Origin of the sequence: Virgibacillus sp. 6R (genome assembly GCF_001895305.1) — a bacterium.
GTDB classification, from domain to species: domain Bacteria; phylum Bacillota; class Bacilli; order Bacillales; family Amphibacillaceae; genus Virgibacillus; species Virgibacillus pantothenticus.
In genome coordinates this window covers 283,210-296,650 of the sequence record NZ_CP017762.1, presented here as the reverse complement: position 1 = coordinate 296,650, position 13,441 = coordinate 283,210, and the positions used below count along the sequence as shown (strand labels likewise).

The window sequence follows — 13,441 nt, the reverse complement described above, 5'->3', positions numbered from 1 at the left end:
GCCTAGAGCGCGAGCCACCATCTATCATGAAAAACTTTTGCTTTATAATGTTTAGATTCTTAAAATACTGTCTAAAATATATGAGTTAGAGAGTGCTAAATAGAGTTCTTTTTCATACAAAAGTATAAAATGAGGTGTTCGGGGATAACGAAATAACCGACTAGGTACGTCTGGCTCCATCCCCCAGCAACGATGCGCCTTTAGAAATGCGCCCTACGATAAGGCATCATCGGTTCGTCGCTAAGAGGAATGCCGACTAAAAACGGGCTTGCCGCCTGGTTCTGCTTTTATTTAGCAGTAGATGGGAGAAACTTCCGATTGGATGAAGATTCGCTTTAAAATATCGGTTTTTCGTTCAAGTAACACTAGATGCCAAATGAGTTTCGCAGCTTAAATAAAATGTATACTTGTAAAAGACAATATGAAAACAATTCCAAGTAATCAAGTGAATTTTGCAAAACAATGAATTTTTACCATTAGGAGGTTATTAAGATGAGTTATAAAGCGCCACGAGGGACAGCAGACGTATTACCTGGGGATTCCAGGAAGTGGCAGTGGGTAGAGGAAACAATTAAGCAGGTATGCCGCAGATTTCATTATGAAGAAATACGGACGCCTTTATTTGAACATACAGAAGTATTTCAACGAGGAGTAGGAGATACGACAGATATTGTTCAAAAAGAAATGTACACGTTTGAGGATCGTGGGGGAAGAAGTATTACGTTGCGTCCTGAGGGAACAGCTCCAGTAGTTCGAGCCTATGTAGAACATAAAATGTACGGGCAAGCGAACCAGCCTACGAAACTGTATTACTTTGCCGAAATGTTTCGATATGAACGTCCACAAAAAGGAAGAATGCGACAGTTGAACCAATTTGGAGTTGAAGTGCTAGGCAGTGCTGATCCAGCTGTCGATGCCGAAGTAATTGATTTAGCAATGAGCTGTTACCGGGAAATGGGCTTAACATCGTTAAAATTAGTTATTAACTCACTTGGAGACAAGGAAAGCAGAGAAAATCACAGGCAAGCACTTATTGCACATTTTTCTCCACATAAGCACGAACTCTGCTCCGATTGTCAAATGCGTTTAGAAAACAACCCGTTACGCGTTCTTGATTGTAAGCAGGATCGGGAACATCCAGCAATGCGAACAGCTCCATCTATTCTGGATTATTTAAATGATTCCTCCAGAGATTATTTTGAACAAGTAAAAGAATATTTAGATGTGATGGGCATTGCATATGAAGTAGATAAAAATTTAGTCCGTGGTCTCGATTATTATAATCATACTGCGTTTGAAATTATGAGTGAAGCAGATGGTTTTGGTGCAATTACTACTTTAGCTGGAGGCGGCAGGTACAATGGCCTTGCCGAACAATTAGGCGGACCAAGCACACCAGGCATCGGCTTTGGGATGGGGCTTGAAAGGCTACTGATGGCGTTAGATGCGGAGAATCAAGTGATTCCTGTGGATCGTTCTCTTGAGGCTTATGTAGTAGCAGTTGATAACCAAGCGCAAAAAGAGGCAGTACAGCTCGTTTCCATTCTGCGCAAATATGGTGTACAGGCAGATAAGGATTATTTAGGTAAAAAAATGAAAGGGCAATTGAAAGCAGCCGACCGTTATCTGGCGAAATATGTATTAATTATCGGCGAGAATGAGCTCAAAGATCAAACCGTTACAGTAAAAGAAATGAGCACTGGAAACCAAGAAACGATAGCTAAAGATAAATTGATTGGCTTTATGAAGGAAAAGTGTTTAGGAGGAAAGGGACATGAGTAAGCATCAACGCATCATGGCAGGCACATTAAGCGAAACGAATGTAAACGAGTCTGTACTTTTGAAAGGTTGGGTACAAAAGCGACGCGATTTAGGAGGATTAATATTTATCGATTTACGTGATGCATCTGGTACGGTTCAAATCGTTTTTAACCCGGATCATTCGCAGACAGCGTTAGAAATAGCAGAAACGGTTCGTAGTGAGTATGTGGTTGAAGTAGAAGGAACCGTTGTAAAACGTGATGCATCTACGATTAACCCTAATATGAAAACAGGTGAAATTGAAGTAATTGTTTCAGCAATTACCGTTTTAAATAAAGCAAAAACACCGCCGTTTGCTATTCAAGATAAAGCAGAAACTTCCGAAGATTTACGATTAACGTATCGTTATCTTGATTTGCGACGTCAGCCATTACAGGATACGTTTAAGTTACGTCATCAAATCACACAGGCGGTTCGGCACTTTTTAAATGAGCAGCATTTTTTAGAGATGGAAACCCCTATATTAACGAAAAGTACCCCGGAAGGAGCAAGGGACTATCTGGTTCCAAGCCGTGTTCATAAGGGTGAGTTTTATGCTTTGCCACAGTCTCCTCAACTATTCAAACAGCTGATTATGATGGGGGGATTCGAAAAGTATTATCAGATTGCCCGTTGTTTTCGTGATGAAGATTTACGAGCGGATCGCCAGCCTGAATTTACACAAATTGATATTGAGACATCGTTCTTAACAAGCGATGAAATTATGCAATTAACGGAACAAATGATGCAGTATGTCATGAAAGAAGTGAAAGGGATTGACATCTCACTGCCGCTAAAGAGAATGCCTTATGAAGAAGCAATGGCACGTTATGGTTCTGATAAACCTGATACTCGTTTTGGTATGGAACTTATTCATGTAGCTGATATCGTGAAAAATTCCAATTTTAAAGTGTTTCAAAGCACTATTGAGTCTGGAGGATTAGTGGCATTACTAAATGTGAAGCAACAGGCAACGGCGTTTTCTCGGAAAGATATTGACAAGCTAACAGAATTTGTAAAAGTATATGGAGCCAAAGGTCTAGCATGGTTCAAAGTAGAAGGTGCTGAATTAAAAGGACCAATTGCCAAATTTATTTCCGAAGAAGAAAAAACAGCATTATTGGAAGCAGCACAAGCTGAAGATGGAGACTTGTTATTATTCGTAGCTGACAAAACGAATATTGTTTATGATAGTTTAGGTGCGTTACGCTTAAAACTTGGGAAAGAATTAGGTTTAATTGACCAATCTGCATTTCATTTTCTCTGGGTGACAGACTGGCCATTACTGGAATATGACGAGGAGCAAGGCAGGTACTTTGCAGCACACCACCCATTTACTTCGCCTGTAGCAGCGGATAGAGAAAAGCTTGATACAGAGCCGGAAAATGTCAAAGCAAATGCATATGATTTAGTATTAAATGGATATGAATTAGGTGGAGGGTCTATTCGTATTCATCAAACGGAGCTACAACAGGAAATGTTTAAGGTGTTAGGATTTTCTGAAACTGACGCAAGAGAACAATTTGGTTTCTTGTTAGAAGCTTTAGAATATGGGGCACCGCCACATGGAGGTGTAGCCTTAGGATTGGATCGAATCGTTATGCTTTTAGCCGGAAGAACGAATCTAAGAGATACGATTTTATTCCCGAAAACAGCTTCTGCTTCTGATCTATTAACGAATGCACCAAGTGAAGTAGACAAGACACAATTAGATGAATTATCCATCCAACTAATTTCTCATAAGGAAGACAAAGCTGCAGATAAATAGATTTTCGAAACTCGTTAGCGCATGGCAAAGTAAGATAAAGGATGCAGATGCTTCTTGATGTAATGGGCCTACATGTTCATAAACAGAATGATATAAAGTGTGTATGAAGTTAAGGCTGGTATGTTTCATGAAAAATGAGAAAAGTAGTATCCGGATAGTAAACAATACGATAAGTCCTAACAGCTTTATAAACGATACTATAGTCAAAAACCAAAAGAGTAACCATTTTTTCATAAGATAAGAAACCACCATCTATTAGAAAAATTTTGCTTTATAATGTTTAGATCCTTGAAATACTACCTAAAATAAATAACTTATATAATGGTAAATAGCTTTTTTTCATACAAAAGTATAAAGTTAGGTGCTTGGAGATAACGAAATAACCGACTAGCCACGTCCCGCGCATGAGCCCAGCAACGATGCGACTTTAGAAATGCGCCCTACGATAAGGCCTCATCGGTTCGTCGCAAAGAGGAAGGCCGACTAAGAACGGGCTTGCCGCCCAGACGTCGGCATACCCCTGTTTTTAGTGGCATGATTTCTTTATCTTTAGTTGATTCGTTCCATTCACTACGTTGCTAAACGGCGCCCCGCGCCTTTGTTCCACTATAGGAGAGTATAAGATTTTTTTGGTTTATAGTATAAGAAAAACAAAGGCTTCCGCCAGAAGACTTGGCGACAAGCCAAGTTTTTCTAATCGAATCGGCATTAAAACAAGAAAATCACAAGGTGAAAGTAGCTTCCGTAAATTTAGGGAAAGGTTAAGGATTGATTTTTTTAGAAATGACATGTTAAAATAAATTTACAAACAGTAGAATCCTGATGTGTTCGTCCGTACCAAAGTGTTTTGACCGAACACCTTTATAATTGGGAGCTCGTTTGTTTCTATGTTGCGTGCGGGCCTTAACCATGAGGAAGCACAATAAATATAGAACAGAGCACCCACCTGCCATGAGCGGGATCAAAGCTTTATACTGGACGGCACGATCGGGACTGCTAAAAAAACCTACATTGCTTAAAAGGACGATTCCTTTAGCAATGTAGGTTTTTTAAGTTCTATAAGAATATCTTAGTTTGATCCTTGCGCCAACTGCTGCAAATTACCGTTTTTGTCCATTCGGAAGGCTGGGGCAGTCAACGTGCCTTGATCTTCTAGTACAGTCATTTTTCTGGCTCTATCCATAATTTGGATAAAAGCTTGATAATCTTCCTGCATGGTTGTTAACTGAGTTTTTGTTTGCTGTAACTCTCGGTTCAATGTATCTACTTGTTTTTGTAATGCTTCTTTTTCTTTTTGTACCTGTTCAAGAGAGGCTTTTGATTGATTTGAATCCAATGACTTTTTTTCTAACCCTCTTAAAAATTGAATTACCTTATCCATTGTTAAATCAGATGCGGAATTCATTGGAATGTCAGTAAACGTTTGATTGTGCTCTGGTTCTTGCTTTTGTCTCGTAGAAGCTACAATGGTTGGCTTATGCTCAACCTTTCCTGCTTTTGCCATAGCTCGTTTCTTTTCTTTTCGTTGACGTTTTGCAAGATCAATAGCATTCACGTACTTATTACGTATTTCTGCATTCCATCGAAAGCCACAAGCGGCAGAAGTGCGATTTAATTTATCTCCAACCTCTTCGAAAGCATTTAATTGTGTACTTCCTTCTCTTATGTGGCGTAATACGGTTTCTGCCAATAATAAATCATCTTCATGCGACCATGCATCTTGTCTAACCTTTGCCATTTTTGTTCCACTCCTTTTTACGTAACAACTTATTGTTCAAGATAGGTAGTGTAAAAGACATGTTTGCTTCAAAGTGAAGCTGTACATTTTCCTACTTTTGAACAACATTAATAGATTTAATTTATCTGGCATTAAGGTGCTTATAAGCCCCCCGTTTCATTAATTCAATGAAGGATACAAAGAAGTCTAAGAGGGAGATAACCGCACCTAAATACCTGATTCGTTCAACTAACATTCAGTATAAGCTGAAAAATTCCTACTGAAAGAAGTATCACGTTATCTCGTTAAATCTTATTGTTACCAAAGAAGTTGCAACTTATACGTTAATTCTGTTTATCTTTCCTGATTTTCTCATAAACTTGTTTCATAGCTTGTTCAAATTTTCCAGTAGCCTTAGGTTCATAGTATTGTTTATGTTTAATTGCATCCGGCAAATATTGCTGCTTTACCCAGCCGTGATCGTAATCATGTGGATATTGATACTGAGTGCCTCTGCCTAATAATTTTGCACCAGCATAATGCGCGTCTTTAATATGGGCTGGAACTTCTCCGCCTTTTCCACTTCTCACATCGTGTAAAGCTTTGTCTAACGCTTTATAGGCAGTATTCGATTTAGGAGATAGGCACAACTCTATAATCGCAACAGCCAACGGGATTCTTGCTTCAGGAAAGCCTAGACGCTCTGCAGCCTGTACTGCTGCTAATGCTCGGGGGCCGGCTTGAGGGTTGGCTAGACCAATATCCTCATAAGCAGTTACAATCATTCTCCGGGCAATACTGTCGAGATCTCCAGCTTCCACTAATCTGGCTAAATAGTGAAGCGAAGCATCAACATCACTGCCGCGAATAGATTTTTGAAATGCAGAAAGCACATCATAATGTGCGTCACCATTTTTATCATGGGAAAAGCTCTTTTTTTGCATACATTCTTCTGCTATAGTCAAAGTGATAGAAATATGGTTTTCCTCATTTTCAGGTGTGGATGAAACAGCTAATTCAAAGCCATTTAATGCAGCTCGCAGATCTCCATTAGCGCTTATTGCAAAATGGTCCAATGCTTCATCAGAAAGTTGAATGGATTTCTTACCATATCCTTTTGCTTCATCTGTCATCGCCCGTTTAATGGCTTCCTTAACATGGTCACTTGTTAGTTTATGCAATTCAAATAAATGACATCTACTGCGAATTGCTGGGTTAATGGAATGATAAGGGTTACTAGTTGTACAGCCGATCAAGATAATTAGATTATTTTCCAAATGTGGAAGTAAAAAGTCTTGCTTCGCTTTATCCAAACGATGTACCTCATCCAAAATAAGAACTATTTGCCCTGTCATTTTGGCCTCTTCTACAACAATCTCCATATCTTTTTTCTTATCGGTGACTGCATTTAATGTTTTTACTTGCTTGCCTAAACTTTTGGCTAAGGCCAAAGCCATAGATGTTTTACCAGTTCCTGGAGGTCCGAATAATATCATGGATGCAAGCCTTTCAGCAGCTACCATGCGACGAATGATCTTTCCTTCGCCAACTAAATGTTCTTGTCCAATAATATCGTCAATATGCTCTGGTCTCATTTGAAACGCAAGTGGTTTTTGTTTCATTTATACCGTCCTTTATATTATAATGATGCTTATTTAGCGTTACATGTTGATCGACATGCATTATAGAAGTGAATCGTATGCAAGTCATTTGTGTTCCATGCTATAATATCATGTATGAGTATGTATGGAACGTTAATTAAATTGAGGTGTTTGATATGAAAATTTCAACGAAAGGAAGATATGGTCTTACTCTTATGATACATCTAGCGAAATGTCATGGCAAAGGACCAACTTCCCTTAAACAAATTGCCAAAGAAAATCAATTATCGGAGCATTATTTAGAGCAGTTAGCTTCCCCTTTGAGAAATGCGGGCTTAATTCGGAGTATTCGCGGTGCATATGGTGGCTATGTATTGGCAAAGGAGCCAATGGATATAAAAGCAGGTGATATTATTCGTGTATTGGAAGGTCCGATTACACCTGTAGAAGGAATAGAAGATGAAGAACCGGCTAAGCAAGCTTTATGGCTAAGAATTCGTGATGCTGTAAAAGACGTGTTGGATACAACTACGTTAAAAGATTTAGCTGAGCATAATGACGATGAACCACAGGATGCTTATATGTTTTATATTTAAAAGGTAGGAAGGAAAGATATTTGTGGAACATATCTATTTAGATCATGCAGCAACTACTCCTGTTCATCCGGAGGTATTAAAGCACATGTGTGAAATAGAAGGCGAAGTGTTTGGTAATCCATCCAGCGTACATGCCTTTGGTAGAAAAGCGAGAAAGTTGGTGGACACTGCCAGGTTAAATATTGCCAAAAGTATTGGTGCAGGGGAAAAGGAAATGATCTTTACAAGTGGCGGGACAGAAGCGGATAATTTAGCTTTGATTGGGGTAGCAAGAGCCAATCAGGATAAAGGAAAGCATATTATTGTGTCTTCCCAAGAGCATCATGCGGTATTACACACAGCTGAACAATTGGAAAAAGAAGGCTTTCATGTGACATACCTGCAAGTAAAAGAAGATGGAAAAATAGCTGTCGAGGACGTAAGCAATGCGCTAACCAATGAAACAATTTTAGTTTCTGTTATGTATGTAAATAATGAAACTGGAGTGGTACAACCGATTAAAGAGATTGCTGCAGAACTAGAGAATCATCAAGCTTATTTCCATACTGATGCCGTTCAGGCTTTTGGTTTAATAGATATCGATGTTCGTGAATTAGGCGTGGATATGTTGACTGTATCTGCGCATAAAATTAACGGACCAAAGGGTATTGGCTTTCTTTATGCTAATGAAAATGTGAAGCTTCAATCGTTGCAATATGGTGGAGAACAAGAAAGAAAACGCCGCGCAGGGACAGAAGATGTAGCACGGATTGCAGGATTTGAAAAGGCAGTAACATTAGCGATAGATGAAAGAGAGCAACGGATCAAGACATACGAAGGTTTCAAGCAACAATTTATTGCCCGTTTGCGTGAGCAAGAAATTGATTTTCAAATCAATGGAGACCAACAGTCTACGATTGCTTCCATCGTGAATATTAGTTTTCCTAAAACAAATGTGGAGGCATTATTAACGAATTTAGATTTGGATGGAATCGCAGCTTCTAGTGGGAGTGCCTGTACTGCAGGATCTGTAGAACCTTCTCATGTACTTACTGCTATGTTTGGAAAAGGACATGAATGTACGACAAACTCAATCCGGTTTAGCTTTGGACTGGCTAATACTGCCGAAAATATAAACACTGCTGCTCAACGTGTAGCTAAAAGCGTGAAGCGTTTGTCTCGCCTGTAAACTGCCGTAGTCTTTTAAGGAATGCGCCGAAACTAAAAAGAAGAACGGCAACTAAATGCCCATTGGTTCGACTACCAGTCATCCGAAAAAGAAGACACCTGTTGACTGAGAGGTTTCACCTTTATCCCACCTGTAAGTTGCTGTCATTTTCCAATTTAGAATAAAGGAATGCAGGACATGATGTTTGGTATAAAGGTGTTGCAATAGGGAAAAGGTTATGCTAGTGAAAAGCTTTAAGTATCCCTACTCCTAAGATGTTAGCCTTTGTTCTCTTTCTTCGTAGGGTCAATAAAGGCTTCCATACAAAAAACGCCACTTTATAAAAATTAAAGGATGATTAATATGAATCAAGATACAAGAGTAGTTATTGGTATGAGTGGAGGTGTAGATTCTTCTGTAGCCGCTCTGCTTTTAAAACAGCAAGGTTATGATGTTGTTGGTATTTTTATGAAAAATTGGGATGATACAGATGAATTTGGTGTTTGTACAGCAACAGAGGATTTTGAAGATGTAGTAAGAGTTTGTAACCAACTGGATATCCCATATTATGCAGTTAATTTTGAAAAACAATATTGGGACAAAGTATTTACGTATTTTTTAGATGAATATAAAGCTGGAAGAACCCCTAATCCAGACGTCATGTGTAATAAAGAAATAAAATTCAAAGCATTTTTAGAACATGCATTGTCATTGGGTGCTGATTATGTTGCGACAGGTCATTATGCACGGGTACGTGAAAAGGATGGCCGTTATGAAATGTTACGAGGTGTCGATAATAATAAGGACCAAACGTATTTTCTGAATCAATTAACGGAAGATGTTTTGGCAAAAGTGATGTTTCCACTTGGCCATTTACCAAAATCAGAAGTAAGAAAAATAGCCAAAGAACATGATCTTGCAACAGCGACCAAAAAAGACAGTACAGGTATATGCTTTATTGGAGAACGGAACTTTAAAGCATTTTTAAGTGAATATATTCCTGCACAACCAGGAGAAATGCAAACGTTGGATGGTGTGGTGAAAGGACGACACGATGGGTTGATGTATTATACGATTGGTCAACGACAAGGGCTCGGTATTGGCGGAGCAGGAGACCCGTGGTTTGTGGTCGGCAAAAATATCCCGAAAAATATTTTGTACGTGGAACAAGGATATAGCAATGAAAAACTATACTCCGACGCACTTACAGCAACAGATGTTAATTGGATCCATCCCGATAAAATAAATAAAAGCTTCACATGTACAGCAAAATTTCGCTATCGTCAAGAAGATAGTCCTGTAACGGTGACGGTAATGGACGATAATCAGGTCCATGTTGAATTTAAAGAAAGCCAGCGGGCAATCACTCCGGGGCAAGCAGTTGTTTTTTATAACGGAGAAGTATGTCTTGGCGGTGGGACGATTGACCAAATTTTTAAAAGTGAACATCGACTTGATTATGTAGGATAACGAGGAGTTTTACAATGAAGGACAAGCTACAACAAGCTATAGCACTAATGCAAAATAGTAAGCTGGACAAAGCTGCTGCATTATTTGCGGAAATTATTGAAGAGCATCCCAATGATCCAGTGGGGTATACAAATTTTGGTAACCTCCTGTTGCATATGCAAGATGCAGAACGAGCACAACGCTTTTTTGAAAAGGCAATTGAATTGGATCCGTATGCAGCAACTGCTCATTATGGTTTGGGTAATCTCTATTATGAGCAGTCGCTGTATGCTAAAGCTCAGAAACATTTACAAACAGCGATAGAATACGGATTAATGGAAGCAGATACCTATTATCTACTAGGGATGACTCTACAACATCAGGAGTATCATAAATTGGCTTTACCTTATTTATTGCGAGCAGTGGAACTCAATCCGGATGATGAAGAATTCCTCTTTCAATACGGATTGAGCCTAGCACAATGTGAGCACTTAAAAGAGGCGGAAGAAATTTTTTACAAAGTCCTTCAGAAGAATGATAATCATAGTGATGCGTACTATAACTTAGGCGTTATAGCGCTATATGATGAGCAACCTGAGAAGGCGTTAGAGCATTTTGAGGAAGCATTACGTATTCAGCCAGACCATGTTTTGGCAGCCAACGGTCGAAAAAGAGTAACTGCTTACCTCCATGAAAGACAGTAGTAAGAAGATGGAGTGTTTTGGATGGAACAAATAAAACAAATGGCTGAGCATGAAAGCTATATTCGAGGCGAACTCCTTCATTTGATTTTTCAAAATGAGGCGGAGCATTTTTCGATTGCCAAAATTAAAGTGTTGGATACAAACGAAGCCTTTGAGGATAAAACGATTGTAATTAAGGGTTATTTTTTTAATCTGCAGCCGGAAACAAGCTATTATTTCTATGGCATATTTGACAAGCATCCACGATTTGGCACTCAATATAAAGTGACTTCTTACAAAACATTTATTCCTGATACGAAAGAAGGATTAATTGCTTATTTATCCAGTGATCTATTTTATGGTATTGGCAAAAAAACAGCTACCAAAATTGTTCAGCAACTAGGTGAAAATGCAATTTCAAAAATTATTGATGATCCAGAAGCTTTATATACTGTTCCAGGGATAAAAGAGAAAGCGGCGGATCAATTACGCGCTACTATACAAGAAAATCAAGGGTTTGAACATGTTGCTGTTTATTTAGCTCAATATAATATTGGTTTAAAAATGGCTCAAAAGATCTATCAACATTATAAAGATGAAGCTATTCAGTTATTAGAAGCAGATCCGTACCAATTTGTGTTTGATATTGAAGGGTTTGGTTTTCGGACTGCTGATGAAATTGCTAGACAAATGGGTTTGCCGGCTACACATCCTACTCGAGTGGGAGCAGGTTGTATCTATGTACTGCAAAGTTCTGTTCAAGATGGTCATGTTTATTTACCTATGGATTTTTGTATTACATCTATTTGTGCGCTTTTAAATACAGAAGAATTAACAGAGTCAATGATTATTGATAAATTAAAAGCTTTAAATAAAGATAAAAAAGTAATTGTCCAAGATGGAAATGTTTATTTACCATCGCTTTACTATGCTGAGGATGGGTTTAGTTCGCAGTTAAAGCGGATTTTACAAAAGCCGATCGAGCACCAAACTCCCATGGCTGAACTTATGAAGATTATAGGTGATATTGAAGAGGAAGAAATATTATCCTATGGTAAAGAGCAATTCACTGCAATTAACCAAGCCATCCATGCAAAAGTCATGATTCTTACAGGTGGACCAGGAACAGGAAAAACAACGGTTATTAAAGGCATTCTAAAGGCATACGCCACAATCCATGAATTAGCGCTTCGTCCAGAGGATTACAATCATAAAGATGACTTTCCATTTATTCTAACTGCACCAACTGGTAGAGCTGCGAAGCGATTAAATGAATCGACAGGGCTTCCCGCAATGACGGTCCACCGATTATTGGGATGGGATGGAAATCAAAGCTTTGAAAAGAATGAACATGAGCCACTTAGTGGGAAGTTTATTATTATTGATGAATTTTCAATGGTAGATATTTGGTTAGCTAACCACCTGTTTAAAGCTATTCCTGATGACATGCAAGTGCTGATTGTTGGCGATGAGGATCAATTGCCGTCTGTCGGTCCTGGTCAGGTCTTATCTGATTTATTAAGTACTGATCGGATTCCTTACGTTCGGCTGACAGAAGTATATCGGCAAAAAGAAGGCTCGAAAATTATTCAACTTGCACATGAAATAAAAAAGGATGAACCAGTGAATTTACAAAAGGATCATGATTTTAATTTCATTCATTGTAACGAGATACAAATGGTTGATGTGATTACTAAAATATTTAAAAAAGCAGTGGAGAAGGGGATTGAGCCAAAGGATATTCAAGTTCTTGCACCAATGTATCGTTCGGAAGCGGGGATTACAAAACTCAATCAAGAGCTCCAAAAAGTAATTAATCCAAAAACAGAACAAAAAAGAGAAGTTAGGACTGCTGAAGCTATCTTTCGAACCGGTGACAAGGTAATTCAGCTTGTCAATCAGCCTGAAGATGGCGTTTATAATGGAGATATTGGAGAAGTTGTAGCTATTTTTCGTGAGGAAGAGAATATCGAACAAGAAGAACAACTTGTCATTGCTTTCGAAGACCGTGAAGTAGTTTATGAACGGAAAGATTATCGTAATATTATGCTTGCATATTGTATTTCCATTCATAAATCGCAAGGAAGCGAATTTCCGATTGTCATTATGCCAGTTGTTCGAGCATATCAACGAATGCTAAGGAAAAACTTATTATATACAGCTATAACTAGAAGTAAGCAATCGTTGATTATCTGCGGTGATCAAGAATCATTTTTGTACGGTGTTGCTACAAAGCATAAAAATCAGCGGTATACAACATTGACGCAGCACTTAGTTGAAAAGCTGGGTGAAGAACAGGACCAGGACGGACAAAATTCAACCGTTCTTGAAATCGAGGACGCTAATCTTTCGCCGTATGATTTTATGTAAGAACGTATATTTTTAGTGAAAATGGGTTAGCATGATGATAACTAAAACTCAAGTGAAAAAAAGAAGGAGTATTGACATCATGCGATGCCCGAATTGTCAGGGGAAAGATATTGGTAAAATTGGTAGCCGGCAATATTATTGCTGGACATGTTTTGTGGAAATGACGTTAGATAATAATACATTACTTTTACATCAAGTGGAAGCAGATGGGTCATTAAGCTCACTCAATGATCTATTCAATGAGGAAGAAAGAAGCTTGTATGGAAATGGATAACATAGTGTTTGCAGCTTCTCTTTGGAGGGTGGTAAG

10 protein-coding genes and 1 other RNA gene are annotated in these 13,441 nt (G+C 38.6%); 9 read left to right on the top strand and 2 right to left on the bottom strand.

The genetic code is table 11. The features are described from left to right. Positions 1 to 492 precede the first annotated feature (492 nt). From hisS to ssrS, 3 genes are all read left to right on the top strand, one after another. A complete protein-coding gene (gene hisS / locus BKP57_RS01460) occupies positions 493 to 1,782 on the top strand; it encodes a histidine--tRNA ligase (protein ID WP_072740898.1) in 1,290 nt (429 codons plus the stop codon). Continuing rightward, a complete protein-coding gene (aspS, locus tag BKP57_RS01455; protein ID WP_050353168.1) occupies positions 1,775 to 3,568 on the top strand; it encodes an aspartate--tRNA ligase in 1,794 nt (597 codons plus the stop codon). Before hisS ends, aspS begins: the two co-directional genes overlap by 8 nt. An 813-nt stretch (positions 3,569 to 4,381) precedes the next feature. After that, positions 4,382 to 4,566, top strand: a non-coding RNA gene (gene ssrS, locus BKP57_RS01450) — 6S RNA. A 71-nt stretch (positions 4,567 to 4,637) separates the two neighbouring features. Here the strand turns inward: ssrS and BKP57_RS01445 are convergent. Both BKP57_RS01445 and BKP57_RS01440 read right to left on the bottom strand, forming a co-directional pair. Continuing rightward, on the bottom strand, positions 4,638 to 5,306 hold the full coding sequence (locus tag BKP57_RS01445; protein ID WP_050353167.1) for an RsfA family transcriptional regulator: 669 nt from the start codon (positions 5,304 to 5,306) through the stop codon (positions 4,638 to 4,640). Positions 5,307 to 5,629: 323 nt separating this feature from the next. Further along, entirely contained in the window at positions 5,630 to 6,907 is a 1,278-nt protein-coding gene (locus BKP57_RS01440) for a replication-associated recombination protein A (RefSeq protein WP_050353166.1), read from the bottom strand. Positions 6,908 to 7,062: 155 nt separating this feature from the next. On the opposite strand from BKP57_RS01440, the gene cymR reads away from it, so the two are divergent. From cymR to BKP57_RS01410, 6 genes are all read left to right on the top strand, one after another. Continuing rightward, positions 7,063 to 7,482, top strand: coding sequence for a cysteine metabolism transcriptional regulator CymR (cymR, locus tag BKP57_RS01435; RefSeq protein ID WP_050353165.1), 420 nt, complete (start codon positions 7,063 to 7,065; stop codon positions 7,480 to 7,482). A gap of 22 nt (positions 7,483 to 7,504) precedes the next feature. After that, positions 7,505 to 8,650: a cysteine desulfurase family protein gene (locus BKP57_RS01430; RefSeq protein WP_050353164.1), complete on the top strand. Its 1,146-nt coding sequence runs from the start codon at positions 7,505 to 7,507 to the stop codon at positions 8,648 to 8,650. A gap of 342 nt (positions 8,651 to 8,992) precedes the next feature. After that, a complete protein-coding gene (gene mnmA / locus BKP57_RS01425) occupies positions 8,993 to 10,099 on the top strand; it encodes a tRNA 2-thiouridine(34) synthase MnmA (RefSeq protein ID WP_373314083.1) in 1,107 nt (368 codons plus the stop codon). 14 nt (positions 10,100 to 10,113) lie between these two features. After that, on the top strand, positions 10,114 to 10,782 hold the full coding sequence (locus BKP57_RS01420) for a tetratricopeptide repeat protein (RefSeq protein ID WP_072740897.1): 669 nt from the start codon (positions 10,114 to 10,116) through the stop codon (positions 10,780 to 10,782). A gap of 21 nt (positions 10,783 to 10,803) precedes the next feature. Next, positions 10,804 to 13,131, top strand: a complete 2,328-nt coding sequence (recD2, locus tag BKP57_RS01415) for an SF1B family DNA helicase RecD2 (protein ID WP_072740896.1) — start codon at positions 10,804 to 10,806, stop codon at positions 13,129 to 13,131. A 79-nt stretch (positions 13,132 to 13,210) separates the two neighbouring features. Then, entirely contained in the window at positions 13,211 to 13,405 is a 195-nt protein-coding gene (locus BKP57_RS01410) for a hypothetical protein (protein ID WP_170875266.1), read from the top strand. Positions 13,406 to 13,441: the final 36 nt, after the last annotated feature.

Excerpts from the sequence above, each read along its gene's own strand:
- recD2 (WP_072740896.1), top strand. The coding sequence starts at position 10,804 with ATGGAACAAATAAAACAAATGGCTGAGCATGAAAGCTATATTCGAGGC.
- BKP57_RS01440 (WP_050353166.1), bottom strand. The coding sequence starts at position 6,907 with ATGAAACAAAAACCACTTGCGTTTCAAATGAGACCAGAGCATATTGAC.
- cymR (WP_050353165.1), top strand. The coding sequence starts at position 7,063 with ATGAAAATTTCAACGAAAGGAAGATATGGTCTTACTCTTATGATACAT.
- mnmA (WP_373314083.1), top strand. The coding sequence starts at position 8,993 with ATGAATCAAGATACAAGAGTAGTTATTGGTATGAGTGGAGGTGTAGAT.
- BKP57_RS01445 (WP_050353167.1), bottom strand. The coding sequence starts at position 5,306 with ATGGCAAAGGTTAGACAAGATGCATGGTCGCATGAAGATGATTTATTA.
- hisS (WP_072740898.1), top strand. The coding sequence starts at position 493 with ATGAGTTATAAAGCGCCACGAGGGACAGCAGACGTATTACCTGGGGAT.
- aspS (WP_050353168.1), top strand. The coding sequence starts at position 1,775 with ATGAGTAAGCATCAACGCATCATGGCAGGCACATTAAGCGAAACGAAT.
- BKP57_RS01410 (WP_170875266.1), top strand. The coding sequence starts at position 13,211 with ATGCGATGCCCGAATTGTCAGGGGAAAGATATTGGTAAAATTGGTAGC.
- BKP57_RS01420 (WP_072740897.1), top strand. The coding sequence starts at position 10,114 with ATGAAGGACAAGCTACAACAAGCTATAGCACTAATGCAAAATAGTAAG.